Genomic DNA, 26,294 nt, shown 5'->3' with positions numbered 1-26,294 from the left:
CCAGTGGTCCCTATTTGGAAGCATGTCATGCGTCGCCAAGTGGGAGAGTACGCGCTCGTATCATGACCGGATGAGCACCCGCGACCGTATCCTCGACGCCGCCGAGCAGGCCCTGCGCGAGCACGGCATCGTGGGCGCCACGACCAAGCGGATCGCGCGCCAGGCGGGCTGCTCCGAGGCCCTCCTCTACAAGCACTTCCCCGGCAAGGAAGCGTTGCTCCTCGCGGTGCTCCTGGAGCGGCAGCCCTCGCTCGCCCACGCCCTGACCCGGTTGCGGCTCAGCGTGGGCCAGGGCGACCTGGCCGCCGGCCTCACCGGCTTCGCGGTCGCGGCCGTGGAGTTCTACACCAAGGCGGCGAGCATCGCCTCGGGCGCGCTGGCCGATCCCCCGCTCATGGCGGGCTTCAGGGCCATGCTGGCCAAGACCGGCGCGGGCCCGCACCTGCCGGTCCTGGCCCTGGCCGAGATCATCAAGGCCGAGCAGCGCGGCGGCAGGATCGACGCGGACATGGACGCGCAGGCCGCCGCCGCCATGCTGATGGGCGCCTGCTTCCACCGGGCGAACCTGTCCCACTTCGTGGACCTGCCCGACGACACCCGGACCTGGGCGGCCGGCGTCGTCGCCGTCCTCGTCAGGCGATGACGCGGCTCTCGCCGCCGTCCACCAGCATCGAGATCCCGTTCACGTAGGAGGCGCGTTCGCTGGCCAGGAACGCCACCACGTCCCCCACCTCCTCCGCGCGCCCGATGCGGCCGACCGGCACCGCCTTGCCCCGCTCGGCCAGCACCTCCTCGCCCCCGGACAGCTCGCGCAGCCGCTCGGTGTCGATGGGCCCCGGCATCACGTTGTTGACCAGCACGCCGTCGCCGGCGACCTCCCTGGCCAGGGTGCGCACGACCCCTGCCACGGCCGAGCGGGTGGCGTTGGACAGCGCCAGGCCGTCCAGCGCCTCGCGGGCCGACCGGCTGGTGATCGTCACGATCCGGCCCCAGCCACGTGAGCGCATCTCGGGCAGCACCGCGTGGATCAGCCGTACCGTGCCGAGCAGGTTGCGCTGCACGGCGACGTCCCAGTCGGCCAGGGTCGTCTCGTCGAAACGCCCGGCCGGCGGGCCGCCCGCGTTGGCGACGAGGATGTCCACCGGGCCGAGCACGCCACGCGTCTCCTCGACGACTCGCCGCGCGGCGGCCGGATCCTCCACGTCCGCCAGGATCGCGTGCACGACCTTGCCGAACTCCTGCAGTTCCACCACCGCGTCCGCGAGCCGCTCCGGGTTGCGGGCGGTGACGCACACGTCGCACCCTTCCCGCGCCAGACTCTTGGCCGCGGCCAGTCCGATGCCCGCGCTGCCTCCGGTGACGAGGGCGACCTTGCCCGAGATGCCGAGATCCATAGGGGCGACTATAGAGCGACCGCGCTCAGGCGAGGTGCACGTGGCCGAGCTTGTCCGGGTTCCGCACCACGTAGATCTCCTTGATCCGGCCCTCGTGGACAGCGATCATGGTGAGCTGCCGGTCGCCCGCGACATTCGTCCAGATCGCCTGCTGGCCGTTGACGTCCAGTAGCCGCGTGTCCGAGAAGTCGTAGCGCGACAGCAGCCCGCCCAGGAACGCCAGCACCTTCTGCCTGCCGGCGATCGGCCGCAGCGCCGCCCTGACCTTGCCGCCACCGTCGTTCCAGGACACGACGTCCTCGTGGAACAGCTCGGTGAGCGCGTCCAGGTCACCGCCCGCCGCCGCGTCCATGAACTTCCGCAGCAGCTCGGCGTGGTCCTCCGACGACGGCTGGAACTTGTCGCGCCCCTCGGTCACCCGCGCGGCGGCCCGGTGGTGCATCTGCCTGGCGTTGGCGACCGACGAGCCGACGATCTCCGCGATCTGCTCGTACGGCAGCTCGAACGCCTCCCGCAACACGAACACCGCCCGCTCCGGCGGCGCGAGCCGCTCCATCATGTGCAGGGTCGCGTACGAGACGGTGTCGCGCAGCTCGGCCGTGTCCAGCGGCCCCGCCTCCGCGGTCAGCACCGGCTCGGGCAACCAGGGCCCGGTGTACGCCTCCCGCTTCACCCTGGCCGAGCGCAACTGGTCGAGCGCCAGCCGCGAGACCACCGTCACCAGGAAGGCCCGCGGCTCCCTGATCTGACTCTGATCGGTGCCCTGCCAGCGCAGCCACGCCTCCTGAACGACGTCTTCGGCGTCCCACATGCTGCCGAGCAGGCGGTAGGCGAGCCCGAGCAACAGCGGGCGGTACTCCTCGAAGTCCACGGCAGGAATCATGCCTCCTCTGTGACGGGCTCACGGCTGGAAATGCCGCGTTAACCATGATGAGCTGGGCAAGTGGCGAGAAATCTGATCCTGTCAGGAGGACTGTTCCACGACTTCGCCGCCACATCGGACGCACTCGCGCAGGTGCTCGCCGAAGTGGGGGTCGAGTCCGAGATCACCGAGGACATCGCGGGCGCGCTCAGCGAACCGTCGGAGGTCCAGCTCATCACCGTCAACGCGCTGCGCTGGCAGATGACCCAGGACCGGTTCGTCGACCTGCGTGCCGAGTGGCGCTTCGGCTTACCGGCCGAGGCCCGCACGACACTCCTCGACCACCTGGACCGAGGTGGCGGCCTGTTGTGCATGCACTCGGCGTCGATCTGCTTCGACGATTGGCAGGGTTGGCCACGGGTGCTGGGCGGCTGCTGGACCTGGCCCAAGTCCCACCACCCACCGCTGGGGTGGACGAGCGTGCGCGTGCACGGCAAGCACCCGGTGGTGGACGGCCTGCGGGACTTCGACGTGGTGGACGAGGTCTACAGCGACCTCGACATCCTGCCGGACGTGGAGCCGCTGGCCTCGTCCAACGGCCAGCCGCTGATCTGGGCCCGGCCGGTCCGGCGGGGCCGGGTGTTCTACGACGCGCTCGGCCACGACACCAGGTCGTACGACAACGAGGTCCACCGGACGCTGCTCCAGCGCGCAGCGCTCTGGCTGCTGAAGCGGCCGGTCACGATCAGGGAATAGCCGACCACCCGGTCCAGCGGGTCACGGTCACGACGATCACCGGGCCTGCGGGGCGGCGCTCGCGATACTGGGGGTATTTGGCCGCCAGCGCGTCGAGTGCCGCCTCACGCTCGGTCCCGCCCTCCACGATGCGGGCCAGGCCGTCGGCCCGCACCCACCACAACTGCGCCCAATCGTCCTCATAGTGGTCGACCAGCAGGCTGACCTGGGGATTCTCCCGAATGTTGCGAAGCCTGCGGAGGTTCGTGGTGGTCTTGGGCTTGTGGTCGACGGCGGTGACGACCGTCTCGGCGACCACGGCGAACACGATCGGCGCCAGGTGTGGCGCCCCGCCGCCGCCCGCGGTGCCGAGCCGGGCCACACGTGCGTGGGCGAATCTCGTGCGGGCCATGCCGTCGTCCACCCCGTCAGTATGTCCGGGCCAGGATGTCCGGAACCTACAAGACTGCATGCGAGCGCCCCGGGCACGATTGCCCCATGAACGTGAACCTTTCGGCGATCCCCGGCTTCCTGGCCACCCACGCCCGCGTGCTCGACCGCCGCCGCTACGACCTGATCATGGGCGACGGTGACGCGGCAGGCGTGCTGGCGGCCCTGGAGGCCTACCGCAATCCCGACGGGGGATACGGCTGGGGCCTTGAGCCCGACCTACGTTCCCCCGAGAGCCAGCCAGGCGCGGCCCTGCACGCCTTCGAGGTGTTCCAGGACATCGCGCCGGAGACGTCCCCGCGGGCCGCCGAGCTGTGCGGCTATCTGGACGCGATCTCGCTGCCCGACGGCGGCCTGCCGTTCGCCTTGCCGGTCACCGTCTCCCACGGCACCGCCCCCTGGTGGGCCGGCGCCGACACGGCTGCCTCGTCACTGCAGATCACCGCCGTGTCCGCGGCCGCCGCCCACCGCGTCGCCGCCTGCGATCCCGCCGTCGCCACGCACCCCTGGCTGGAGAAGGCCACGCGGTACTGCCTCGACGCCATCCAGGAACTGAGGGAGCGGCCGCACGCGTACATCTTGTCGTTCGCCGTACATTTCCTCGACGCCGTGTACGACACCCAGCCGCGAGCCGCCGACCAGCTCAAGCGGCTCGGCGCCTACATCCCGGACGACGGGCGGGTGCCGGTCGAGGGCGGCACCGCGAACGAGGCGCTGCGGCCGCTGGACTTCGCACCGCTGCCCGGCCGGCCGGTCCGCGACCTGTTCGATGCCGAGGTGATCGCGGCCGACCTCATGCGGCTGGCCGGCGGCCAGCAGGACGACGGCGGATGGACCGTGGACTACGCGCGCATCTCGCCTGCCGGGTCGCTCGACTGGCGTGGGGCGATCACCGTGCACGCCGTCCAGGTCCTACGGGCGAACGGCGTCGTTTAGCGCGGCGTCAGTGAGGCGGCGGGCGGACTCCGACTCCTGGGCCATGCGGCGCAGCGCGTCGAACGCCTTGCCGTACAGGACCGAGCCCAGCACCATGGCCTCCACGGCGGCGTCGCGCGGCCCCTGGAACGGGATGGTGTCCATCTCCACCTCGGACACCAGCTTCTGCGCCGCCTCCACATACGGACCCAGGTCGACGGGCACGCCGAGCTGGCGCATCCTGATCAGCGTCTGGGCGAGCTCGTCCCGGGTCGGGGCCTCGGGATGCACGCTCCAGCCCAGGTCCGCGACAAGGCGGTCGACCTGGGCGCGGGCGGCCTGCCATTCCTCGCCTGGCTCCGGCTCGACGGTGGGCCCGAGCGCGTAGTGCGCGGTGCCGAGCATCTCGTGCATGGGCAGCGACTCGTCGTCGACGGCGGCGATGATCTGCTTGATCGAGGCCACCGGGAGCTTGCCCACCTCCAGCAGCGCCCGGATCAGGCGGAGCCTGCGGAGATGCGACTCGTCGTACTCGGCCCGGGTCGCGGCTATCTGCTCGCCCTGGTGCAGCAGGTTCTCGCGTAGGTAGTACTTGATCGTCGGGAGGGCCACCCCGGACCGGGCGCTGAGTTCGGAGATGCGCATCGCTAGATAATAGCGCTATCCAGAGCGGACGACGTGGCGGGCGGCGCTGACCAGCTCCGGCACGTCGGCCTGGCGGTTCCAGAGGAAGACTACCTCGATCGGAGGGACGTCTTCCTTGATGGGGACGAAGGCCAGGGCCTCCGGCACCGGCGTGCCCTCGTGCACGCTGAGCGTGTAGCCCGCGCCCCGCTCCACCATGGTGATCGCCAGGTCGTGCGTGGCCGCCGCCGGACCGAGCCGGGGGTGGAGCCGGTGGCGGACGAAGCCCTCCAGGAAGCGGCGGGCGCCCGCCACCGCGTCGGACTCCGGCATGACCAGCGGCTCCGCGGTCAGCTCCGCCAGTGACACCGTCTCGGAGGCCGCCAAGGGATGATCGCGGTGGACCAGCGCCCGTACGGGGAACCGGTGAATGAGCATCCTGGCCACGCCCCTCGGCAGCGAGCCGGGCGCGTAACCCAGCCCGGCCTGCAGGGTGCCGTCCACAATGGAGACGATCTGCTCGGCCGTACCCATGGGGACCACCCGCAGCCGCAGGTTCTGCAGCTGGGAGAGCAACCGGGCGGCCACATCCGCCAGCCCGTCCGCCACGCCCAGGCGCGAGGTGGCGCCCTTGCTCCTCGCCGCGGCCACGGCCCGCTCGAAGGCGTCTACGGCGACGGTGGCCTGGGCCAGGAACGCCTCACCTGCCTCGGTGAGCTGCACCCCGCTGGACGAGCGGCTGAACAGCTCGACCCCGATCTCCTTCTCCAGCGCCTTCAGCTGCTCGGACAGCGTGGGCTGGGCGATGTGCAGCGCGGCGGCGGCCCGGCGCAGGCTGCCGGCCCGTGCGATCGCCATGGCGTATCTGACGTAGCGTAAATCCATCGCTCACCTCGGGGTGATGATGATCGGCTATCGGTAGATCGCACCTCCGTATTACAAGCCCAGGCAGTTCTCGTGAAGACACATTGTCACCCCGGCCCGCCAACCTAACAAGCGCTTGGCTGTGTTAGCGTGGCGAGCATGCAGCCCTTCGCCGGCCGGGCGGCCGTGGCCGGGATCGGGATGACGGCGCTGAGCAGGCAATCCGGGCGCACGGAGCTGGAGCTCGCGGTCGAGGCATGCCGGGCGGCCTGCGCCGACGCCGGCATCGGCCCGCGCGATGTGGACACGATGCTCAGTTACCACATGAACGACTCCGCGCCCGTCGTGCAGGTCGCCAGGGCCCTGGGGATCGAGCACCTTGGCTGGCACAACGACATCGCCGGCGGCGGCACGCAGGCGGCGTCGATCCTGGGCGACGCGGCGATGCTCGTGCACGCCGGCTTGGCCCGAAATATCTTGATATTTCGGGCGCTCAACGGCCGCTCGGGCAAACGCATGAACACCGTCTCCACCGGCCCCCAGGAACGTTTCACGTACGGCCTGGCGGGTCCGATCCCGCTGTTCGCCCTGGCCGCGACCCGCTATCTGCACGACACGGGACTGACCGAGGAACACCTGCACGCCGTCGTCGCCCAGTCCAGGGACAACGCCAAGACCAACCCCCGGGCGCTGCGCCGCGAGCCACTGGAACTCGCCGACTATCTCGCCAGGCCGTACGTGTGCACCCCGCTGCGCACCGTCGACTGCTGCCAGGAGACCGACGGGGCCTGCGCGCTCGTCGTCAGCGGCGTGCTCGACGGGCCGCGCGTCCAGGCGGTGGTACGGGCCGGAGGGCCCGGCTGCTCCTCCATGGACCGCTCACCCGACGTGAGCGCGATCTTCTCCGCCTACGTGGCGCCCATGCTCTGGGAGGCGTCCGGCATGCGGCCGTCCGACGTGGAGGTGGCGTTGCCGTACGACGCCTACTCCTGGCTGGTGCCCCGGCAGTTGGAGGACTTCGGGCTGGTCGAGCGCGCGGACCTGGGGGCGTACCTGCTGGAGCGCCGCCACGCGTGGGTCAACCCGCACGGCGGCCTGCTCTCGGAGGGCTACGTGCACGGCCTGAACAACGTGGCCCAGGCCGTGCGGGAGCTGCGGACGGGGGAGCACGAGGTGGCCCTGGTGACGGGGTTCGGCGGCAGTTTCGGGAGCGCGGCACTGCTGACGAGGTGAACCGGCCCTCGAAACCTGGCGCGCATTCACAGTCCATGATCGGGCAGCGGCAGAACGCCTCCCTGGCGAATTCGCGAGGTCAGGACGCCTCGGGGATCCAGATGCGCATGGCTGAGGGCCCGCGGCGAGCCCACGAACGGTAGGCGATCAGGGGAAAGCTGTGGGCTTCGCCGGATCGGTGGTGCTGTGCGGTGGCCACCACAGATTCGTGTTCTGCTCACAGCATTTCGACAGCCCTGGCATTGGACATCCGGTCGAGGCGGCGTCGTACGCGGCTTTGGGCAGCTGCCTGGGGCGGGTTGGTTACGGGGTTGTGTAGGGGTTTTGGGTGAGCAAGTGGGCCTTGTAGCCTTCGCCGACGCCGGGTTCGGGGGTACCGTTCCAGTCCTTGATAAGGACGGCGCCGGTGCTGCAGCCCCACGGGTTCCAGGTCCATGCCAGGTGGGACAGGCCGTGTGCGGTGGCCCAGTCCATCAGCGTGTCCATGTAGTCGTAGCCGCAGTTGTCCTGGCCGAACTCGCCGAGCACTACAGGTACCTGCTGGGCGAGCGGGGCGATTTGGGTGTCCCAGCAGGACGCGGTGGCGCAGGCGTTGAAGCTGTACGCGTGCCAGGACGCGGCGATGTTGTTCAGCGGGTCGTTCGGCTTGTATGCCAGCCACTCCCGCATGTCGTTAGCCCACTCCAGGCCGCCCACCATGAGGACGTTGGTCGCGCCGGTTGCCCGGACCGCGTCGACCAGGTCCTGCATGCCGGCCACCTCATAGGGAATGCCGGCGCAGGTGCCGCCGTCGCGCAGGCACTGCCAGCCCAAAGTCTTGTTCCAGTCGCTGCCGATCTCCGGGTACGGCTCGTTGAACAGATCGAAGACGACAGAGTCGTTGCCTTTGAAGGTGTTCGCGACGCCGGTCCAGAACTGGGGGGCGTACTGCGCGTCCGGCATCGGCTTCTGGCACGTCGCGGTGGCGTCCTTGCAGTGCCAGTCCGGCCCGTTGCTGTAGGCGCCCGAGGTCCAGTGCAGGTCGAGGATCGGGGTGATGCCATTGGCGACCAGCAGGTTGACGTAGGCCTTCACGCCCTGCTGGTAGGTGGCGCCGCTGGGCGAGCCGTTGACGCCGAGCCAGCATTCTTCGTTCAACGGCAGGCGCACGGCGTGGATGTTCCAGCTCTTCATGGCATCGACCGAGGCTTGGTCGACCGGGCCGGCGTCCCATTGGCCTTTGCCTTGCACGCAGGCGTATTCGCCGCTTGAGCGGTCCACGCCGAGCAGACGGTAAGGCTTGCCGTCCGACGTGACGATCTTGTTGCCGGACACTCGCAGGCGTGGTGCTGGACCACTGGGGCTGGGGGAGGGACTGGTGGTTGTGGTGGGGGTCGGCGTGGTCACCGAGCCGGTGCAGATTGTGCCGTTGAGCGCGAACGAGGTGGGTACCGGGTTGGCGCCCTTCCATGCTCCGGCGAAGCCGATGGAAGTGGACGCGCCGGTGTCCAGTGACCCGTTCCAATTCAGGCTGGCGGCGGATACGTGAGCACCGGACTGCGTCCAGGTGGCGCTCCAGCCTTGGGTGATCTTCTGGTCGGCGTTGGGGAAGTCGAACGTTAGGGTCCACCCCGTGGCGGCGGAGCCGAGGTTGGTGATGGCCACGTTGGCGGTGAATCCGCTGGGCCACTGGCTCTGGACGGTGTACGTGACGGAGCAGCCAGTGGTGGCAGCCGACGAGGGGAGCGTGGTCGCTGCCATGCTGCCTAATGCCAGGACTCCGACGGCGCCGAACGTGAGCAGCGCATGACGATGTTTCATCTGATCCCTCTGTTCGAGATAGATGCGGACAGCTGCTCCAGCATGCTTAATTAGCAAAGTTATGAAAGTCAATTGCGAAGGTATATCCACGAAGAACGGCGCCTAGAGGTCGGGATAGGACCCCAGCTCAAGGGCTTGGAGGTGGAGCTGCTCGTCCCAGCGGTGGGTGAAAATAAGGTAGCTTTCGTACATCAGGTGTGGGAGGTGGCACGGTGACGAGCCCCATCTGGGCAACTCGGACGAAGACCCGCGGAATGGTGCTCGACTTGATCCGGGCGGCACGGGCGATCAGCCGGGTGGAGCTCGTGGGGGCGACCGGTTTGACGGCACCGACGATCTCCGAGGTCGTGCGTGAGCTCATGGTCGACGGTCTGGTCGTCGAGGCGGGGCTGGGGGCGTCGACGGGTGGCAAGCGACCGATGCTCGTCCAGCTCAATCCTTCAGCCCGCTACAGCGTCGGGGTGCAACTGGAACGCAATACGTGCGTGATCGTTGTGGTCGATCTAGCCGGTCGGCAGATCGCGAGGATGTCGTTCAGCGGAGTGTCGTCGATGCCGCCGGAGCGCTGTCTGCCGTCGGTGGCTACGCAGGTAAACGCGCTGCTCGACACGGCGGCCGTCGATCGTGACAAGGTGCTGGGAGTTGGCTTGGTCAGCTATGGGCCGCAGGATCGGCGGACTGGTGTGTTGCTGACCCCGCAGCCCACCGAGGAGTGGTTCGGCTACCCCATCGCGGACCGTCTCGCCGAGAGCCTCGGTCTGCCGGTCCTGTTGGACAACGACGCGGCGGCGGCCGCGATCGGTGAGTACTGGATGGGGGCGGTAGAGCCACGCAGCACCTACGGCTGCATCTACATGGCCACTGGGATCGGCGGTGGCGTGGTGATCGCAGGCGAGGTATATCGCGGCAGCTCTTCGAACAGCGTGGAGATCGGCCACATCTCCATCGACGTCAACGGGGACGAATGTCCTTGTGGCAACCGCGGTTGCCTGGAGAACTACGCTGGCCCGGCCGCGTTGGTCAGGCAGGCGCTGACGACGCCCGGGCTTGGCCAGAGGCTGGCGCTCGATCCGACCGGAGACGACTTCCTCACCGACTTCGCGCGGCTCGCGGCCGCGGCGAACGCAGGCGACCCGGCCGCCCGAGGCTTGGTCGAACGGTCGGCCCGATATCTGGGTTGTGCCGCGGTCACCATGGCCACCCTGTTCGACCTCGACACGGTCGTCCTCGCCGGGCCGAGTTTCGCGGTCGCCGGTTCTATCTACCAGTCGGTGATCCAGGAGGAGGTGGACCGCCGTACCTTCGCGCGGCGGGCTCACCGGGTGCGGGTCGTGCCATCGGTCAGCGGGTCGGACGCTGCGGCGGTCGGTGGGGCGGTCCTCGTCCTGCAGAGCGAATTGATCCTCGGCCACGGCCGTCCGACGGACAGCGCCGAACCACTGTCCCCCGAGGGCGAGGCGGCGGACGCAACCGCCGTGTGACGTCGCCCGGAGGCTCGGACGAACGCATCTCCTTTGTTCGAACGTCTACGAAAGTGCAGCCGGGGCCTCGCGCACAATCTGGGCAGCGTTTTCAGGCGCAGCTGAGTGGTTGACCCGGCCCGAAGAGATCGGCCGGGTCAACCCACGCACGAACGGAGCTTCTCCGACGAGGCGATCGACTTTAGCCCGCAATGTTGACTTAATTAAGTCTTGTACGTAAGCGAGATCTCGCGCCGCCGACCGATCGGAGCAGTTCCGATGATGCGTACCACAGTCCACGACGGCAGCCAGGGTTGCGTGTTCGGCAGTGGTAGGTCCGGACTCGTGCCTACGCGCGGGGACCATCCCGGGCTGTCCGGTCGTCAAGTGGCAAGGCCCAACGATGAAACGCCGCAGCGGCGATCCCCTCGACAGCTGACGCGCATATCGTCGCGGGAACGGCGCTGTTGGTCGCGGGACTGTTGGGCGAGAGCATCCGAAACGGCGTGGCGGCTTCTATCGAGGCACCGCTGTAGGAGAGCGGTGGCCATACGGCGAACCTGGACCGCTGACGACTGCTCAAGTTGCGCGCCGAAAGGGTGCTGCATCAGTCTTCATGGTTCCCCGTCGTGATTCCTGTCCATCGTTAGGCGAGAAGCTGTTGAACTGCCTCAGCGAGCGCTGCGGTGGCGGGGAAGCGGGCGTTCGTGAACGTGCTGATCATCAAGGATCAGAACAAGCGGACGCTGCCCGCGTTGCTGCTCTTCCTGTTCCTGCAGCGCCGCGTGGGCACGGGGATGACGGCCGGGGCGCTCAAGAGCTGAAAAATCAGCGGAAATGCTGAAGATGCCTCGGACATGTACGGGGTGCCCTACCCCTGATACCAAGGAGGCCGACCATGGGGACCGCCCGTGGATGACGACCGGAAAGACCGGTTCGAGGCCGTATACACGCAGACATACGAGCACATACTCGGGTACGCCATGCGCCGCTGCGACTCCCCCGAGGACGCGGCCGACGTGGTCGCCGAGACGTTCGCCATCGCCTGGCGCCGCGTCGACGCGCTGCCGAGCGGCGGCGAGGCCAGGCTCTGGCTGTACGGGATCGCCAGGAACGTGCTGGCCAACCACCGTCGTGGCCAGCACCGGCGGCAGGCTCGGCACGTGGCGCTCGACGCCGACATCGCCGACCTCTACGCCCGCTCACCCGAGAGCGACATCGAGCTGAGCACGATCACGCGGGCGTTACGCGAGCTGTCCGAGGACGACCGGGAGCTGATCTCGCTGGTGGCGTGGGAGGGCCTGGACCGGGCCCAGATCGCCTCGGTGCTCGGCTGCTCACGCAACGCCGTACGCATCCGGCTGCACCGCGCGCGCAAGCGTTTGTCCAAGGCGCTGGCCCTGGCCGGTGTCTCCGTCAACCACGTGGTCATGGAGTCCGCATGAACGAGCTGAAGCGACTCGCCAGGGTCCACGACGAGGATCTCGCGGGGCAGGCGTCCAGCGCGGGGGCCCGGGCGCTCCTCGCCGCGATCCTCGCCGAGGAGCCGGTGCCGGAGCACGCCCGGCATAGGACTCGGCGCCTGCGCCGTCTCGTCGTCGGAGCCGTAGCGCTGGGAGGGCTCGCGGCGGCGGCCGTGGTCGGACCGACCGTTCTCGGCGAGCGCGGCCCGGCCACCTCGTACGCCAACTCGGCCATCGACATCGAGCTACGCGGTGACACGTACGTCGCCACGATCAAGGACCCGTTCGCCGACCACGCGAAGTACACGGAGGGATTCAAGGCGGTCGGCCTGAACGTGAACCTCGAGGTGGTGCCCGCCTCCCCGAGCCGGGTAGGCAAGATCGCGGGGATGAGCATGAGCGGGCCGCTCGCGAGCAACGGCCTGTCCTTCTCCTTCGACACCGGCCGAGCGCCGGAAGGCTGCACGCTCGGACAAGACGGCTGCGCGATGACCGTCAGCGTTCCCCGCGACTGGTCAGGCTGGGCCCGGATCCAGCTGGGTCGCACGGCCGAGCCCGGCGAGAGGTACCGCAACCTCCTTCCGGCCACGGGCCGGGGCGAAATGTTGGAGGGCTTTCGGGCGGACGAGAAGACCGTCGGCGAGGTCCGTACTGAGCTGCGCCGACGTGGCCTGGAAGCGGTCTTCCAGATCGTGCGCCCGGATCCTCGCAGCGGGGGTTACGGGCTGGAGCCGGAAGGCTGGCGGGCGGCCGAGGTCGGCGACGACTGGATCGTCTGGGAGGCGTACGCCGCGCAGGCAGACGTCGTCCGCCTGCTGGTGACCAAGGACCGCCTGCCTAAGAACCCCATCTACGGCGGTCCCAAGCCCGCGCACATGGACGACTAAGCGGCCACCGGCGGGGCGGTGAAGGCGGTGTGCCGGGCCTTCGCGTCGGCCTCCGGCAGCAGGGCGCGGGCCGCCAGCCAGGCCGCCGCGCCCGCCGCGTCGCGTGCCGTCGTGACCGTCTCGCCGGCTAGCAGCTCCGTTACAGCCTGCCGCACCGGGCCTTCGCTGGTGAGCACGCTCCCGGCGAGCACCACCGGGCCGGACACGTGCACCCGCCTGAGCGTGGCGACCAGGCGCTCGGCGGCCTCCTCTGTGATCTTGAGCGCGACGGGGTCGCCTGCCGCTGCGGCCTGGTTGACAAGTGAGGACAAAGCGGCCAGGCGCATGTGGTCGGCTTGTGCCAGCCGGACGATGCGGTCCGCCACGCCGCGCGGTGTGGCCGGCCGCTCGTCGCCGAGGAAGTGCCGGGCGACCAGGGCCGTCAGCAGGCCGCCGACGGGACCGGGAGCCCTCGCCGCGTCCGAAGGTCCGTACGGCACCTCCGTCGCGGCTGTGTCGATGGCCTGAACGTCTGTCCTGGCGGTGTCGATGGCCTGGGCGTTTGTCCCGGCTGTGTCGATGGCTTCGACGGGGAGCCCTCGGTCGAAGGCGTCCACGACCGCCTTGGCCGCCGCACGCCCGATCCAGAAACCGGATCCCGCGTCCCCCAGGAGCCACCCTAGCCCGTCGGCGATCACGTCGAGCTGGTAGCCCTTGATCCTGGCCGCGACCGCGCCCGTGCCGGAGAGCAGCAGTGAGCCGTCGGGCTCGGCGGACCCCGCCGCGTAGGCGATCGGCACGTCGCCCATGAACCGCGGCCCCTTGGCGATCCCGTGATCGGCCCAGACCTTCGCCAGTGCGGGCACCATTTCGGCCACCTGCCCGGCGACCCCGGCCAGGGAGGCGACCACCCGGCCGCCGTCGTGCGGCCCGAGGGCCGCCCCCAGCGCGTCCGTGATCGCCGCCACCGCCTTGTCCAGCCCGTGAGCAGTGGGATTGCCCGCGCCGGCTCGCGCGTATCCCACCCGGCTCCCGTCGAGCGCGTGGACGGAGACCCGCGTGGACGTGGCCCCGGCATCGACGCCGACCACTAGCGATTGCGTCACGGTCTGAGTCTGGGGGTTGACGTGACCGAGAAGCAAGAATAATTTTCGCCAGAAGACCGGGTGTTCGGAAGGAATATTCGTGACTTCAGGAGCGCTCGGGCGCGTCGAAACGGAACTACCCGGTTTGCCGGAGGCGTTGCGCAGGGTCGGCGAGGTGATTCTCGATGACCCGGCCGAGGCCGCGCGCTCGACCATCATCGCGCTGGCCGAGCGGGCGGGCAGCTCGCCCGCCACCGTGACCAGGTTCTGCCGGGCGTTCGGCTTCTCCGGCTACGCCGAGTTGCGCGTCGCGCTCGCCACCGAGACGGGCCGGGCCGCCCAGGCGGGCTGGGGCGCGGGCGTCGGCCACGAGATCGGTCCGGAGGACCCGCTCGACAAGGCCGTGGAGGTCATGGCCGCCGCCGATGCCCGGCTCATCCAGGACACTGCCGCGGGGCTCGACCTCGACCTGGTGGCCCGGGTGGCCGACGCCATCGTGGCGGCCCCTCGGGTGCTCCTGGTTGGCGTCTCCACCAGCGGGAACGTGGCCACCATGTTCGAAGGCAGGTTACGCCGCATCGGCATCCCGGGCTGGAGCGCGGGCGACGCGCACGTGGCCTTGTCGGAGGCGGCGCTGCTCAAGCAGGGCGACGTGGCCATCGGCATCAGCCACCGGGGCCGTACCCGCGAGGTCATGGAGGCGCTGGCCGAGGCGGGCAGCCACGGCGCGCTGACGGTCGCGGTCACCTCCTTCGCCCGCTCCCCGCTGGCCGACCTGGCCGACCTGGTGCTGACCACCGCCAGCAGGGAGACCACGTTCCGGCTCGGCGGGCTGGCCGCCGTCCATTCGCAGCTGTTCGTGCTGGACGCCGTCTATGTGGCGGTCGCGCAACGCACCTACGAGCGCACCAACGAGGCGTTCGAGCGCACGATCAGCGCCGTGGAGAGCCATAGGGTGGAAAGAGGCTGAATGACGTACGCATCCAAGGTCCTCGACCTGGCCCATCAGGTCGCGGAGAGCCAGGCCGAGCCGGTCAAGCAGGCGGCCGGGCTGATCGTGGCCTCGATCCGGGCCGGGGGCGTTGTAAACGCTTTCGGTTCCGGGCATTCCGAGGCCATCGCCATGGAGATCGCCGGACGGGCCGGCGGCCTCGTGCCCAGCAACCGCCTCACACCCAGGGACCTCGTCCTGTACGGTGGCCGCCCGCCGAGCGTGCTGACCCCGGAGCTGGAGCGGGACCCGGCCATCGCCCATGAGATCTACGGCCTGGCGCCGGTGGCGCCGCAGGACGTGTTCGTGCTGATCTCCAGCTCCGGCGTGAACGGCACGGTCGTCGAGCTGGCCACGATCGTCAAGGACCGCGGCCACCCGCTGATCGCGCTGACCTCGGTCAGGCACAGCAGCCGGATGACCTCGCGCCACCCGTCGGGCGGCAAGCTGCTCGACCTGGCCGACGTCGTGCTGGACAACGGCGCGCCGTACGGGGACGCCATCCTCGACCTGCCCGGCGGCGGCAGTTATGGTGCCGTGTCCACGATCACGTCCGCGTTGCTGGCGCAGATGGTGGTCACCGAGGCGGTGGACGAGCTGGTGGCGATGGGGGAGACACCTCCCATCTACCTGTCGGCGAACGTGACGGGCGGTGACGAGCACAACAGGGCCCTCGAGAGCCGCTACGCAGGTCGAATCAGACGTGGATCATGAAAAGTCAGGAGTAGTCGATATGTCCACCACCCCCCGCATCAGCAGGCGCGAGCTTCTTCGCGGCGCCGCCCTCGTGCCGGTGGCAGGGGCGCTGGCCGCGTGTGCCACACCCGCCTCCCAGCCCACCGCCACGGCCTCCTCGGCACCGGCCGCGACCAGCGCGGCCAACCCGTTCGGCGTGGCGGCCGACAAGCCGCTGGAGGTGTGGATCTTCGACGGCGGCTTCGGCCAGGACTACGCCAAGAACATCCACCAGCCGCTGTTCAAGACCAAATACCCGAACGTCGAGATCAAGCACAACGCGACCAAGGAGATCACCAAGGTCCTGCAGCCGCGCTTCGCCGGTGGCAACCCGCCCGAGGTGATCGACAACTCGGGCGCCAACTTCATCGACTTCGGCGCCCTCTCCCAGGACGGCCAGCTCCAGGACCTGACCCCGCTGCTCGACGCGCCCTCGTGGGACGACCCGAACACCAAGGTCAGGGACACCATCGACCCGTCGGTCATCGAGATCGGAACCTACGACGGCAAGTTCAGCGTGCTGGGCTACGTCAACTACATCCACGGCATCTGGTACTCGCAGAAGGTGTTCAGGGACAACGGCTGGCAGATCCCGAAGACCTGGGACGAGTTCATCGCGCTCTGCGAGACGATCAAGAAGTCCGGCAAGATGGCGCCCTTCACCTACGCCGGCAAGTTCCCGCAGTACCTGTACGAGCCGCTGCTCACGATGGCCGCCAAGATCGGTGGCAAGGAGGTGCTGGTCAACATCGACAACCTCGAGGACGGCGCCTGGACCACTGAGGCCATGAAGTCCGCGGCCACCGCCTGGGCCGAGGTCGGCGCCAAGTATCTCATGGAGGGCACCACCGGCCTCGACCACGTCCAGACGCAGACCGCGCAGAACAAGTACAAGGTCGCCATGCTGCCCTCCGGTTCCTGGCTGGAGAACGAGCAGAAGACCACCACACCGCCCGACTTCGAGTACGGCATGTTCCCGATTCCCGACGTCACCGGGTCCGACAAAATGCCCTATGGCACCCTGCACACCCAGCCGGGCGAGAACTTCATCGTCTCCGCCAAGAGCCCGCACCCGCAGGCGGGCATGGAGTATCTGCGGGGCATGCTGTCGAAGAAGGCGGCCGGCGACTTCAGCGGGCTGGTGCGCACCCTGACCGTGGTCAAGGGCGCCACCGAGGGCAAGGACATCTCTCCGGGCGTCACCAGCGCCTCCAAGGCCGTCACCGACGCAGGTGCCAACACCGTCTACTACCGCTGGTTCAACTGGTACGGCCCGCTCAAGGACGAGGCCATCGCCGCCACCGGCCAGCTCATGTCGGGCGGCCTGACGCCCGACAAGTACCTGGAGCGCATCCAGAAGAAGGCCGACGAGATCAAGAACGACTCCTCGATCAAGAAGTACAAGCGCTAATGATCTTCAATAGGTATCGCCGTGGGCTGTTCATCACCTCGTTCCTGGCAGCCCCGGTGATTCTCTACCTGGTTTACGTCATCTCGCCGTACATCCAGGCGTTCTACATCGCGATGACCGACTGGCGCGGCGTGACGGCCACGCCGCGCTTCATCGGCCTGGACAACTTCGAGCGGCTGCTCGGCGACGGGACGTTCTGGAAGGCCGTCAGCCACAACGGCGCGTTGCTGCTCCTGTTGCCGCTGATCACGATCGTCATCGCCCTGTTCTTCGCCTTCCTGCTCAACGTGGGCGGACCGCAGGGCCTGACGGGGATCCGCGGGTCGAAGTTCTACCGGGTGGTGTTCTTCTTCCCGCAGGTCCTGGCCGTCGCGGTGGTGGCGGTGCTGTTCCAGCAGGTGTTCCGGCCGGACGGCAGCGGCATGCTGAACGGCCCGATGATGGCGCTGGGCATCTCGCCGATCGGCTTCCTGTCCGACCCGGACGTGGCGTTCTGGTCGGTGCTGGGCGTCATGGTGTGGCAGGCGGTCGGCTTCTACGTCGTGCTCTTCTCCGCCGGCCTGGCCTCCATCCCCAGGGACATGTTCGAGGCCGCGCAGATCGACGGAGCGGGCCGCCTCAGCCTCTTCTTCCGCATCACGCTGCCGCTGCTCTGGGACACCGTCCAGGTGGCCTGGGTCTACCTGGGCATCCTCGCCCTGGACGTGTTCGCGATCGTCTGGGTGATGACCGACCAGCACGGCGGCCCCGACTTCTCGACCACGGTCATGGCGGCCGAGATCTACCGCAACGCGTTCCAGTATTTCCGGTTCGGCTACGCCTCGGCTCTCGGCGTCGTGATGTTCTTCTTCACCGTCGGCTTCGCGATCCTCTCGCTGCGCCTGTCCCGACGCGAACGAATCGAGTACTGATGACAACGATGACCTCGTGGACGGTGGCGAACTCCCGCAAGCTCGCCCGCCAGGAGCGCAGGCGGCGCCTCGGGCCGCTGGGCGTGCTCACGCACCTGGCGCTGCTGGTGTGGACGCTGCTGACGGTGGTGCCGATCTTGTGGACGTTCCTGGCCTCGGTCAAGAGCGAGGATGAGATCTTCGGCGACGCCTGGTCGCTGCCCGCCGCACTGCGCTGGGACAACTTCGCCAGGGCGTGGGAGCAGGCGCACATCGGCCAGTACATGCTCAACAGCGTCATCGTGGTGTCGTTCAGCACGTTCGGCACCATGCTCATCGGCTCGATGGCCGCCTACGTGCTGGCCCGCTACCCCTTTCGCGGCAACCGCGCGGTCTACCTGCTGTTCGTCTCGGGCCTGGCGTTCCCGGTCTATCTGGCACTGACCCCGCTGTTCTTCGTCGTGCAGAACATGGGCAACGTGCCGCTCGTCGGCCCGTTCATCGGCCTGAACACGCACGCGGGGCTGGTCCTGGTCTACATCGCGTACTCGATGCCGTTCACCGTCTTCTTTCTGTCGGCCTTCTTCCGCACGCTGCCGACCGCGGTGGGGGAGGCGGCGATGGTGGACGGCGCGTCGCACACGCGGGTGTTCTTCCAGATCATGCTGCCGATGGCCCGGCCCGGCATCATCAGCATCACGATCTTCAACATCCTGGGCCAGTGGAACCAGTACCAGCTCCCGCTGGTGCTGCTCCAGGAACGGGACAAGTGGGTGCTGACCCAGGGCATCGCCGACATCTCCACCGCCGCCGGATATGACCAGGACTGGTCGGCCCTGTTCGCCGCCCTGACCCTGGCCATCCTCCCCATGCTGGTCGTCTACACGGTCTTCCAGCGCCAGATCCAGTCAGGCCTGACATCTGGAGCCCTGAAATAACGCAGCGCAACCGCACTGCTACCTTGAGGCAACGTCACATCTGCCGGAATAGTTATGGACGCATTTCGGGAGGTGGGTCGTTGATCGTGCTCAGGCATCCGGACAGCTTCTCTTCGTGGTGGGCCTCCATGTGCGACTGGAGACCGCACGCCCCTAGGAGCCGACTCCCAGCGGTGGTCGAGGCATCCTGCTGCGAGGAATACATCCTGTGCTCAGAAGGCGCCGAATTCTTCGTCCGGCGCCGTACCGATGATGGGTGTTACCAAGAGACCGCCAGAGGAAGCTATGCCCGCGCCGCCAAGGTGTGGGTCGACCTGGCCGGGGGGCACCGGCACCAGGAGCGGGCCGACGCGAAAATGGCTCGCGATCCCTGGCGGTGATCTGCTTTCCTTCGTCCCATGAGATCGGCATGGGTGGGAGAGCGCGTTCGCCTGCGCGCCATGGAGCCCGAGGACTGGGAGGCGTTCCACGCCTTCAACGAGGACTCCGACGCGGTCAGGAACGGCTGGCGGCTCCATCCGCCCATCTCGGCCGCCTACGCCAGGAAGTGGGCAGCGGAGGAGGCCGAGCGGGAAAAGGATCTCGACGAATTCAGACTGGTGATCGCCACCAGGGACGGCAACGTCCCGGTCGGGACGCTCAACACGCACCAGGCCGCCCGCGAGCACGGCACCTTCGCCTACGGGATCAGCGTCGGCACCCCACACCAGCGCAAGGGCTACGCCGGCGACGCCATCGTGATCCTGCTGCGCTACATGTTCTTCGAGCGCCGCTTCCAGAAGGCCGAGGCGTGGGTCTACGCCTCCAACGACGCGTCGCTGGCCCTGCACCGGCGGCTGGGCTTCGTCGAGGAAGGCCGCCGGCGCAGGAGCCACTACCACGCCGGTCACTATGACGACGAGGTGCTGTTCGGAATGACGATCGAGGAGTTCACCGAGCGCTACGCCTGAAGCTCGGCACGTAGCCTGCGGGTGGCGGTGACCACGTTCGCCAGGGCCGCCTCCACCTGCTCGTACGTCCGCGTCTTCAGCCCGCAGTCCGGATTGACCCAGACCCGCTCGAGCGGCAGCGCCCGCACCGTCCGGCGCAGCAGGTCCTCGACCTCCGCGGCCCCCGGCACCCGCGGCGAGTGGATGTCGTACACGCCCGGCCCGAGCCCGCGCCCGAACGACTCCACCGCTCCCAGGATCCGCGCCCCCGACCGGGCGGACTCGATCGTGGTCACGTCCGCGTCCAGCCCGTCGATGGCGGCCAGGATCTGGTCGGCGTCGGAGTAGCACAGGTGGGTGTGGATCTGTGTGCGATCGCCGGCCCCCGAGGTGGCCCGCCGGTACGCGGCCACCGCCCACTCCAGGTACTCGTCCTGGGCGGCCCGTCGCAGCGGCAGCAGCTCACGCAGCGCCGGCTCGTCCACCTGGACGATCGACACCCCGGCCGCCTCCAGGTCACGGACCTCCTCCCGCACCGCGTCCGCCACCTGGAAGACCACGTCCCGCAGCGGCAGGTCGTCGCGGACGAACGACCAGGCCACGATCGTGACCGGCCCGGTGAGCATGCCCTTGACGGGTTTGTCGGTAAGCGACTGCGCATATGTGGCCCACCGCACCGTGATCGGCTCAGGCCGGGCGACGTCGCCGTGCAGGATCGGCGGCCGGGTGCAGCGCGAGCCGTACGACTGGACCCAGCCGTTCCTGGTGACCGCGAAGCCGTCGAGGTGCTCGGCGAAGTACTGCACCATGTCGTTGCGCTCCGGCTCGCCGTGCACGAGGACGTCGAGGCCGAGCCGCTCCTGCACCCGGATGACGTGCTCGATCTCGGCCTCGACCCGCCGCTCGTACTCCGCCTGCGTCAGCGTCCCCGCCGTCACCGCCGCCCGGGCCGCGCGCAGCTCGCCGGTCTGCGGGAACGAGCCGATCGTGGTGATCGGCAGCGGCGGCAACCGCAGGTGCGCGGCCTGCGCCGCGGCCCGCACCGCGTACGGGCCGCGTCCCTCCGCGACCACCGGCTCCGCCAGCGGCACCGAGGGCACGGCCGGCGCAGGCCCGGTGAAGTCGGCGGCCGCGAGTGCCACCACCTCGGCCACCTTCTGCTCCGCGAACGCCAGCCGCGACCTCAGCGTCGCATCCAGCTCCGGCTCGGCCTCCACGTCGTAGGGCACGTGCAGGAGCGAGCACGAGGTGCTCACCGTCACCTGCGAGGCCCGCACGGAGCCGAGCGCGGCCAGCGCCCGCTCGGGCGAGGTCCGCCACACGTCCCGCCCGGACACGACACCGGCGACCACGGTCTTCCCGGTCAGATCGATGACGGGGACCCCGCCCCGCACCAGGTCGATCCCGATGGCCTCCACCGGCGTGCCGGCCAGCACCGGCAGGGTCTCCCCGAGATCCCCGAAGTAGGACGCCACGAACAACCCGGGCCGCGAGCCCACCGCCCCCAGCCGCTCGTAGGCGGTCCGCACCGCGGCCAGCTCTTCCGATGTCCGGTCCGCCACCAGCGCCGGCTCGTCCAGCTGGACCCACGCGACGCCCTGGGCGGCCAGCGCGCCGAGCAGCTCCTCGTAGCAGCCCAGCACGTCGTCCAGCCGCTCCAGCGCACCGGCCAGCAGCAGGAACGTCACCGGTCCGATCACCACCGGCCGCGTCTCGTAGCCGAGCGCGCGCGCCTCCCGCACCTCGCCCAGCGGCTTGCTCGCGTCCAGTTTGAACACGGTGTCAGGACCGATCTCCGGCACGATGTAGTGGTAGTTCGTGTCGAACCACTTCGTCATCCGCAGCGGCGCCAGCCCCTCGGTGCCGCGGGCCATCGCGAAGTAGGGGTCCTCGGCCGCGCGATACCGCTCGGGCACCGCGCCGAGCAGCACGGCCGTGTCCAGCACCTGGTCATACAGCGAGAACGTGTTCGACGGCAGCCCCTCCAGGCCGAGCTCGGCCAGCCTGCGCCAGGTGCGCTCCCGGATCCCGGCGCCCACCCGGTCGAGCTCCGCCCGGCTCGAGCGCCCATCCCAGTAAGACTCCAGCGCCCGCTTCAGCTCCCTCCGCGGCCCGATCCTCGGGTAACCCAGCACGGTGGACTTGGGGAACGGCGACATCTTCTCAACTCCCTGTGACGTCGGACGACAGATCGTTGTGATCGTGCCGAGTACCCGGACAGTCGTGCACCATGTATTGATGCTGCTTATGCTCAGGGAGATCCACTGCTTCACGCGGGTCGCGGCGCGACTCAGCTTCTCCGCCGCCGCCGCGGACCTGGGCATGTCGCAGCCCGCCATGAGCCAGGCCATCACCCGCCTCGAGCGCGCCGCCGGCGTCAAGCTCTTCGACCGCACCGCCCGCGAGGTGCGGCTCACCGCCGAGGGCAAGGCGCTGCTGCCGTACGCGGAGCAAATGCTCGAATCGGCCCGGGCGTTCACCGCCGAAGCGGCCAGGCTCGCCCGCCCGACCATTCACCTTGCTTATCCACCACTGGTGGGCACGCTGGCGGCGCGGATCGTCAGACGTCTCGCGGGACGCAACCCGCCGATCGGCGTGGAGCTCACGGTCGCGGGCCGGGGGGCGGCGGCCCAAGCGCTCACGGACGGCCAGGTCTCGGCCGCCATCCTGGCCACCCCGGCACCGGCCCATTTCGTCACGGCGGCCAGGTTCCACGTGACCGTCGACCACCTCGCCGTCCCCGCCGGCCACCGGCTGGCCTCCGCCCAGAAGGCGGGCGCGGCCGACCTGGCCGGCCAGGTGCTCCTCACACCGGGCACCCGCCCGTGGACCGGCCTGCCAGGCCGCTCCCGCATGGTGGCCGACGACGACTTCGCCGCGGCACTCGACCTGGTGGCCGCCGGCGCGGGCCTGCTGCCCATCCCGCAGCTGCTGGTCAGGAGCATCAGGCGGGACGACGTGCGGTTCGTGCCGCTGGACGCGGGCGACCTGCGGATCACGTACGCGCTGGCCTGGTCGAAGGACCGGGTCACGCCGGAGCTGATGGCCCTGGTCCAGGCGGTGCAGGACGCGTTGTGGACCAGGTGACGGCGACGGTCAGAGGACGGTGATGCCGCGGGCGGCGAGGATGGCGTTGGCCTGGGTCTGGTTGATGATGGCGCCGGCGAAGGCCCGCAGCTTGGCGTCGTCCGGCTGCCCCAGATCGGCTCCCCGCAGATCGGCCTTCGTGAACTTCGTGTTCAGCAGGCGCGTCCCGATGAAGCGGCAGTCGCTGAACGTGGCCTCGGTGAAGTCGCACCCCGACAGGTCGGCGTCGTCGAAACGCACGCCCTCGATGGCCTCACCGCGCAGCGAGCAACCGCCCAGATTGGCCAGGGTCAGGTTGGAGCGGGCGATCTTGAAGCCGGTGCCACGGGACGCCGTCAGGGAGGCGCCGATCATGCGGCACCCGGTGAACGAGACGTCCGTCAGCAGCGCCCCGCCGAACTGCGCCGACGACAGGTCCACGTCCGTGAACGTGACGTCGATGAGGTCGGCGTCGCTGAACCGGGTCCGCATCCCGCCACCGCCCGTGAACACCGCCCCATCCAGGTCGGCCTTGCGGAAGTCGGTCTGCTCCAGAACACAGGACTCGAACCGGGCCCCGGCCAGCGAGGCGCCCCACAGGTCGGTCTCGGTGAGGTCGCAGTCGCGAAAGACGTGCGGCTCGTCCGGCGGTAGGCGGTCGGCCAGCGCTTTGCGTGAGAGGTCCTCGCCGTCGAAATTCACGGTGTCACACACTACCGGTCAGAACCTCGGCCGCCGCCTGCCCGCAGACCCGTGCGGAGCCGTACGTGGCGATGTGGACGGCGCCCAGGTCCGAGCGGGCGGGCAGGCCCATCTCGACCACGACCCCGTCCGGGCGGGCGCTGAGGAGGTGCCGCAGGGCCTCGGCCTGCCAGGCGTAGCGGTGCGCGTCGCGGACCACGATCACCAGAGGGCGGAAGACGGCCTCGCCGATCAGGCGCTCCAGCGCGGCGCCGGTCGCCTCGCCGACCGCGAGGCGGGTGACCGTGGTGCCGGGCAGCAGGCGGGTGAGGGGCTCGCCGACGCCCCAGGGGGTGCCCTTGTCGATGGCCAGGTTCATCTCCGGGGCCAGTTCGACCACGTACGGGGCCGAGGGCAGGGGCAGGATCGGGGCCGTGGAGCGGCGGGTGATGCGGATGGCGCGGCGGGCGGCCGTGAGGCCGAAGTAGCCGTTCTCGTGCCCCTGTGCCTGGCTGCCCGAGGAGGCGGCCCAGGCGGCCAGCTCGCGGACCCGGCGAGCGGCGTCGGCCAGCCGCTCCTCGGGCAGCAGTCCTTCGGTCACGGCGGCGGCGATGGCGTCGCGGACCTCGACGGCGACGGCCTCGTCGGCCCGCTCGCCGCCGATGCAGATCGCGTCGGCTCCGGCGGCGATGGCGCGGGCGGAGGCGCCCCCGATCCCGTACACCCCCGACACCGCGGCCATCTCGATGCCGTCCGTGATGATCATCCCGTCGTAGCCCAGCTCCTCACGGAGCAGCCCCGTGAGAACCTTGGGGCTGAGCGTGGCGGGCAACTCGGCGTCGTACGAGGGCACCAGGAGGTGGCCGGTCATGACGGCCTTGACGCCCTCCTTGATCGCCTCGCGAAAAGGGACCAGCGCGGCCTCGATCCCGTCGCCGGCCACCACGGGCACGCCGTGGTGGGAGTCGATGGAGGTGTCCCCGTGCCCGGGGAAGTGCTTGGCGCAGGCGGCGACGCCGGCCGACTGCAGGCCGCGGACGAACGCCCGGGTGTGCCGGGCCACCAGGACCGGGTCGGCGCCGAACGCCCGCAGGCCGATGACCGGGTTGTCCGGGTTGGAGTTCACATCGGCCGAGGGGGCGAAGTCGATCGTGATGCCCGCGTTTGCCAGGTCGCCGCCGAGGTCCCGGGCGAGGGCCTCGGTCAGGGCCACGTCGTCCACGACGCCGAGCGCGTACCCACCGGGGCGGCTGCTGCCGGTGGCCACCTCCAGTCTGGTGACCTCGCCGGACTCCTCGTCCGTGCCGACGAGCACCGAGGGGTTCTCGGCACGCAGCTCGGCGGTCAGCCGGGCCACCTGGCCGGGGCCGGCGATGTTGCGGGAGAACAGCACCACGCCCGCCAGCCCGTCGCCGAGTCTGCGACGGAGCCAGTCGGGGGGCGTCCGTCCCGCGAAACCGGGGAAGAGGACGGCGTCGGCGAGGCGAAGCAGGTCACCGCTCTGGGGCATGCCCGCAATCTAATAGGAAAGTTTCCTATTTGCTAGGGGTATTTTCTGACGTCAACCCATCTCCCTTGGTGAGGAACTCCGCCACGGTCCGTATGGGTGCTCCTCTCCTGTCCACGAAGTCCACCGCACGCACCGCCACCCGCAGCTCGTCGGGGCCGGCGACGCAGGACAGATAGCCCCGGCGGTCGTCGAAGAACTTCAAGTGGGGGTTCGCGGCCAGCACGGCGGGGCCGTCGGTCTGCGGCGGTCGGCTGCTGATCGAGCTGCCCACGAACTCCACCCCCACCGTGGCCGAAGCCGGATCGAGGAAGTCCGTCTTGAGCTCTCCCGCCCAGAAGTTGTGCACGTCCCCGCTGAACACGACCAGCCCGGACGCGGTCGCGGCCAGGATGCGGGCGCGCTCGGCCTGGTGACCGTCCCAGGAGTCCGGGCGCAGGTTTGGCGGCGGGCCTGGGACGAAGCGGCGGGCGAAGAACAGCGGCTGCACCAGCACCCGCCACCTGACCGGACTGGTGAGCAGCCGGGACATCAGCCATTGCTCCTGTGCGGCGCCGAGCATGCTGCCGGCGTCGCGATGCTGGCGGACGTCCAGGACCATGAAGTCGGCGACCAGCCCGTACGTCCGCCGCCGGTACATCTGCAGATGCCCGTCCTGCGGCCGCACCCTGAGCGGCTGGTTCTCGTAGTAGGCCTGGTAGGCGGCGCCCCTGCGGCGCAGGAACGCGGCCGATCCGTCGCCCCTGCCCCGGTAGTTGTCGAGCACCTCATGATCATCCCAGGTCGGCACCCAGGGCGCGGCGGCGTGGGCGGCCTGCAGGTCGGGGTCGGTCCGGTAGCGGGCGTAGCGCAGGCGATACTCGTGCAACCTGCTGATCTCACCGGGCACCGGCCCCAGCGGCCGCACGACGGTGGCGGCCTGGCGCGACTCGTAGATGTAGTCGCCGACGTGGAAGACGACGTCGGGCCGCTCCTCGGCCAGATGCCGGTACGCGGTGTAGAAGCCGTGCTCATACCGCTGGCAGTTGGCGATCGCGAACCGCACGGGCCGCGCCGCGGCCGGGTCGTCCGCGGTCCTGGTGCGCCCGACGGGGCTCAGGTTGCCGCCCGCCCGGAACCGGTAGAAGTAGTCGGCGCCCGGCTTGAGCCCGGCCACCCTGACGTGCACGCTGTGCGCCCAGGTCGGCAGCGCCTGGAGCGTCCCCTGGCGCAGGCCCTGGGTGAACCGTTCGTCCTCGGCGAGTTGCCAGCGGACCTCGACGGCCCGCGGAGCCATGCCGCCGGGCCGCAGAGGGTCGGCGTTGAGTGGATCGACGGCTAAGCGGGTCCAGAGGACCACGCCGTCGGGCATCGGCTCGCCGGAGGCGACACCCAGGGTGAACGGGTTTGCCATAC

Annotated in this window: 26 protein-coding genes; 15 read left to right on the top strand and 11 right to left on the bottom strand. The window is 69.6% G+C overall.

What is annotated here, in order from left to right:
- The first annotated feature begins 70 nt into the window (after positions 1-70).
- Complete coding sequence (locus tag OHA25_RS53965) at positions 71-643, top strand: TetR/AcrR family transcriptional regulator (RefSeq protein WP_327584602.1); 573 nt, start codon at positions 71-73, stop codon at positions 641-643.
- On the opposite strand, the gene OHA25_RS53960 is transcribed toward OHA25_RS53965, so the two are convergent.
- Entirely contained in the window at positions 633-1,394 is a 762-nt protein-coding gene (locus tag OHA25_RS53960; RefSeq protein ID WP_327584601.1) for an SDR family oxidoreductase, read from the bottom strand. The two genes, OHA25_RS53965 and OHA25_RS53960, sit on opposite strands and share 11 nt — an antisense overlap.
- A 25-nt stretch (positions 1,395-1,419) precedes the next feature.
- Positions 1,420-2,277, bottom strand: coding sequence for an RNA polymerase sigma-70 factor (locus tag OHA25_RS53955; protein WP_327584600.1), 858 nt, complete (start codon positions 2,275-2,277; stop codon positions 1,420-1,422).
- A gap of 60 nt (positions 2,278-2,337) precedes the next feature.
- On the opposite strand from OHA25_RS53955, the gene OHA25_RS53950 reads away from it, so the two are divergent.
- Positions 2,338-3,012, top strand: coding sequence for a ThuA domain-containing protein (locus tag OHA25_RS53950; RefSeq protein WP_327584599.1), 675 nt, complete (start codon positions 2,338-2,340; stop codon positions 3,010-3,012).
- Here OHA25_RS53950 and OHA25_RS53945 read toward each other — a convergent pair.
- Entirely contained in the window at positions 3,002-3,415 is a 414-nt protein-coding gene (locus tag OHA25_RS53945) for a TIGR03668 family PPOX class F420-dependent oxidoreductase (protein ID WP_327584598.1), read from the bottom strand. The genes OHA25_RS53950 and OHA25_RS53945 overlap by 11 nt on opposite strands.
- 74 nt (positions 3,416-3,489) lie before the next feature.
- Here OHA25_RS53945 and OHA25_RS53940 point away from each other — a divergent pair, with 74 nt between their 5' ends.
- Positions 3,490-4,377 carry a hypothetical protein gene (locus tag OHA25_RS53940; RefSeq protein ID WP_327584597.1) on the top strand — a complete coding sequence of 296 codons (888 nt, stop codon included), beginning with the start codon at positions 3,490-3,492 and terminating at the stop codon, positions 4,375-4,377.
- On the opposite strand, the gene OHA25_RS53935 is transcribed toward OHA25_RS53940, so the two are convergent.
- Positions 4,354-5,001 (bottom strand): MerR family transcriptional regulator, encoded by a 648-nt coding sequence (locus OHA25_RS53935; RefSeq protein ID WP_327584596.1) that lies wholly within the window; start codon positions 4,999-5,001, stop codon positions 4,354-4,356. The genes OHA25_RS53940 and OHA25_RS53935 overlap by 24 nt on opposite strands.
- 15 nt (positions 5,002-5,016) lie before the next feature.
- Positions 5,017-5,865 carry a LysR family transcriptional regulator gene (locus OHA25_RS53930; RefSeq protein WP_327584595.1) on the bottom strand — a complete coding sequence of 283 codons (849 nt, stop codon included), beginning with the start codon at positions 5,863-5,865 and terminating at the stop codon, positions 5,017-5,019.
- Positions 5,866-6,003: 138 nt separating this feature from the next.
- Here OHA25_RS53930 and OHA25_RS53925 point away from each other — a divergent pair, with 138 nt between their 5' ends.
- Positions 6,004-7,077 (top strand): thiolase C-terminal domain-containing protein, encoded by a 1,074-nt coding sequence (locus OHA25_RS53925; RefSeq protein WP_327584594.1) that lies wholly within the window; start codon positions 6,004-6,006, stop codon positions 7,075-7,077.
- Positions 7,078-7,380: 303 nt separating this feature from the next.
- On the opposite strand, the gene OHA25_RS53920 is transcribed toward OHA25_RS53925, so the two are convergent.
- Entirely contained in the window at positions 7,381-8,949 is a 1,569-nt protein-coding gene (locus OHA25_RS53920; RefSeq protein WP_327584593.1) for a cellulase family glycosylhydrolase, read from the bottom strand.
- Positions 8,950-9,236: 287 nt separating this feature from the next.
- Here OHA25_RS53920 and OHA25_RS53915 point away from each other — a divergent pair, with 287 nt between their 5' ends.
- The 4 genes from OHA25_RS53915 to OHA25_RS53900 all read left to right on the top strand — a co-directional run bounded on the left by OHA25_RS53915 (position 9,237) and on the right by OHA25_RS53900 (position 12,687).
- On the top strand, positions 9,237-10,358 hold the full coding sequence (locus OHA25_RS53915; protein WP_327584592.1) for an ROK family protein: 1,122 nt from the start codon (positions 9,237-9,239) through the stop codon (positions 10,356-10,358).
- Positions 10,359-11,023: 665 nt separating this feature from the next.
- Positions 11,024-11,161, top strand: coding sequence for a hypothetical protein (locus OHA25_RS53910; RefSeq protein ID WP_327584591.1), 138 nt, complete (start codon positions 11,024-11,026; stop codon positions 11,159-11,161).
- 87 nt (positions 11,162-11,248) lie between these two features.
- Complete coding sequence (locus OHA25_RS53905; protein ID WP_327584590.1) at positions 11,249-11,782, top strand: RNA polymerase sigma factor; 534 nt, start codon at positions 11,249-11,251, stop codon at positions 11,780-11,782.
- Positions 11,779-12,687: a hypothetical protein gene (locus OHA25_RS53900; protein ID WP_327584589.1), complete on the top strand. Its 909-nt coding sequence runs from the start codon at positions 11,779-11,781 to the stop codon at positions 12,685-12,687. The genes OHA25_RS53905 and OHA25_RS53900 overlap by 4 nt, the downstream gene beginning before the upstream one ends.
- On the opposite strand, the gene OHA25_RS53895 is transcribed toward OHA25_RS53900, so the two are convergent.
- Positions 12,684-13,772, bottom strand: a complete 1,089-nt coding sequence (locus OHA25_RS53895; RefSeq protein ID WP_327584588.1) for an N-acetylglucosamine kinase — start codon at positions 13,770-13,772, stop codon at positions 12,684-12,686. The two genes, OHA25_RS53900 and OHA25_RS53895, sit on opposite strands and share 4 nt — an antisense overlap.
- Before the next feature lie 79 nt (positions 13,773-13,851).
- Between OHA25_RS53895 and OHA25_RS53890 the strand changes: the two genes are divergently transcribed.
- The 6 genes from OHA25_RS53890 (at position 13,852) to OHA25_RS53865 (ending at position 19,666) form a co-directional block, all read left to right on the top strand.
- A complete protein-coding gene (locus OHA25_RS53890; RefSeq protein ID WP_327584587.1) occupies positions 13,852-14,721 on the top strand; it encodes a MurR/RpiR family transcriptional regulator in 870 nt (289 codons plus the stop codon).
- On the top strand, positions 14,722-15,456 hold the full coding sequence (locus OHA25_RS53885; RefSeq protein WP_327584586.1) for an SIS domain-containing protein: 735 nt from the start codon (positions 14,722-14,724) through the stop codon (positions 15,454-15,456). It abuts the gene before it with no gap.
- A 19-nt stretch (positions 15,457-15,475) separates the two neighbouring features.
- Complete coding sequence (ngcE, locus tag OHA25_RS53880) at positions 15,476-16,888, top strand: N-acetylglucosamine/diacetylchitobiose ABC transporter substrate-binding protein (protein WP_327584585.1); 1,413 nt, start codon at positions 15,476-15,478, stop codon at positions 16,886-16,888.
- Positions 16,888-17,799 carry a carbohydrate ABC transporter permease gene (locus tag OHA25_RS53875; RefSeq protein WP_327584584.1) on the top strand — a complete coding sequence of 304 codons (912 nt, stop codon included), beginning with the start codon at positions 16,888-16,890 and terminating at the stop codon, positions 17,797-17,799. Before ngcE ends, OHA25_RS53875 begins: the two co-directional genes overlap by 1 nt.
- Positions 17,799-18,716, top strand: a complete 918-nt coding sequence (locus tag OHA25_RS53870) for a carbohydrate ABC transporter permease (RefSeq protein WP_327584583.1) — start codon at positions 17,799-17,801, stop codon at positions 18,714-18,716. Before OHA25_RS53875 ends, OHA25_RS53870 begins: the two co-directional genes overlap by 1 nt.
- Positions 18,717-19,114: 398 nt before the next feature.
- On the top strand, positions 19,115-19,666 hold the full coding sequence (locus OHA25_RS53865; protein ID WP_327584582.1) for a GNAT family N-acetyltransferase: 552 nt from the start codon (positions 19,115-19,117) through the stop codon (positions 19,664-19,666).
- Here the strand turns inward: OHA25_RS53865 and metE are convergent.
- Positions 19,657-21,804 (bottom strand): 5-methyltetrahydropteroyltriglutamate--homocysteine S-methyltransferase, encoded by a 2,148-nt coding sequence (metE, locus tag OHA25_RS53860; RefSeq protein WP_327584581.1) that lies wholly within the window; start codon positions 21,802-21,804, stop codon positions 19,657-19,659. The two genes, OHA25_RS53865 and metE, sit on opposite strands and share 10 nt — an antisense overlap.
- A 79-nt stretch (positions 21,805-21,883) precedes the next feature.
- Here metE and OHA25_RS53855 point away from each other — a divergent pair, with 79 nt between their 5' ends.
- The gene (locus OHA25_RS53855; protein ID WP_327584580.1) at positions 21,884-22,732 is read left to right on the top strand and encodes a LysR family transcriptional regulator; all 849 of its coding nucleotides are present in this window, start codon (positions 21,884-21,886) and stop codon (positions 22,730-22,732) included.
- A 9-nt stretch (positions 22,733-22,741) separates the two neighbouring features.
- Here OHA25_RS53855 and OHA25_RS53850 read toward each other — a convergent pair whose 3' ends face one another.
- The 3 genes from OHA25_RS53850 to OHA25_RS53840 are packed head-to-tail and all read right to left on the bottom strand — an operon-like array spanning position 22,742 to position 26,292.
- Positions 22,742-23,413 (bottom strand): pentapeptide repeat-containing protein, encoded by a 672-nt coding sequence (locus OHA25_RS53850; protein ID WP_327584579.1) that lies wholly within the window; start codon positions 23,411-23,413, stop codon positions 22,742-22,744.
- A gap of 4 nt (positions 23,414-23,417) precedes the next feature.
- Positions 23,418-24,902, bottom strand: coding sequence for a glycoside hydrolase family 3 protein (locus OHA25_RS53845; RefSeq protein ID WP_327584578.1), 1,485 nt, complete (start codon positions 24,900-24,902; stop codon positions 23,418-23,420).
- 25 nt (positions 24,903-24,927) lie between these two features.
- Positions 24,928-26,292 (bottom strand): alkaline phosphatase D family protein, encoded by a 1,365-nt coding sequence (locus tag OHA25_RS53840; RefSeq protein ID WP_327584577.1) that lies wholly within the window; start codon positions 26,290-26,292, stop codon positions 24,928-24,930.
- Positions 26,293-26,294 lie beyond the last annotated feature (2 nt).

It is taken from the genome of Nonomuraea sp. NBC_00507, assembly GCF_036013525.1.
Taxonomy (GTDB): domain Bacteria; phylum Actinomycetota; class Actinomycetes; order Streptosporangiales; family Streptosporangiaceae; genus Nonomuraea.
The sequence above is the reverse complement of the archived record's forward strand: the minus strand, read 5'-3'. Positions and strand labels throughout refer to the sequence as shown.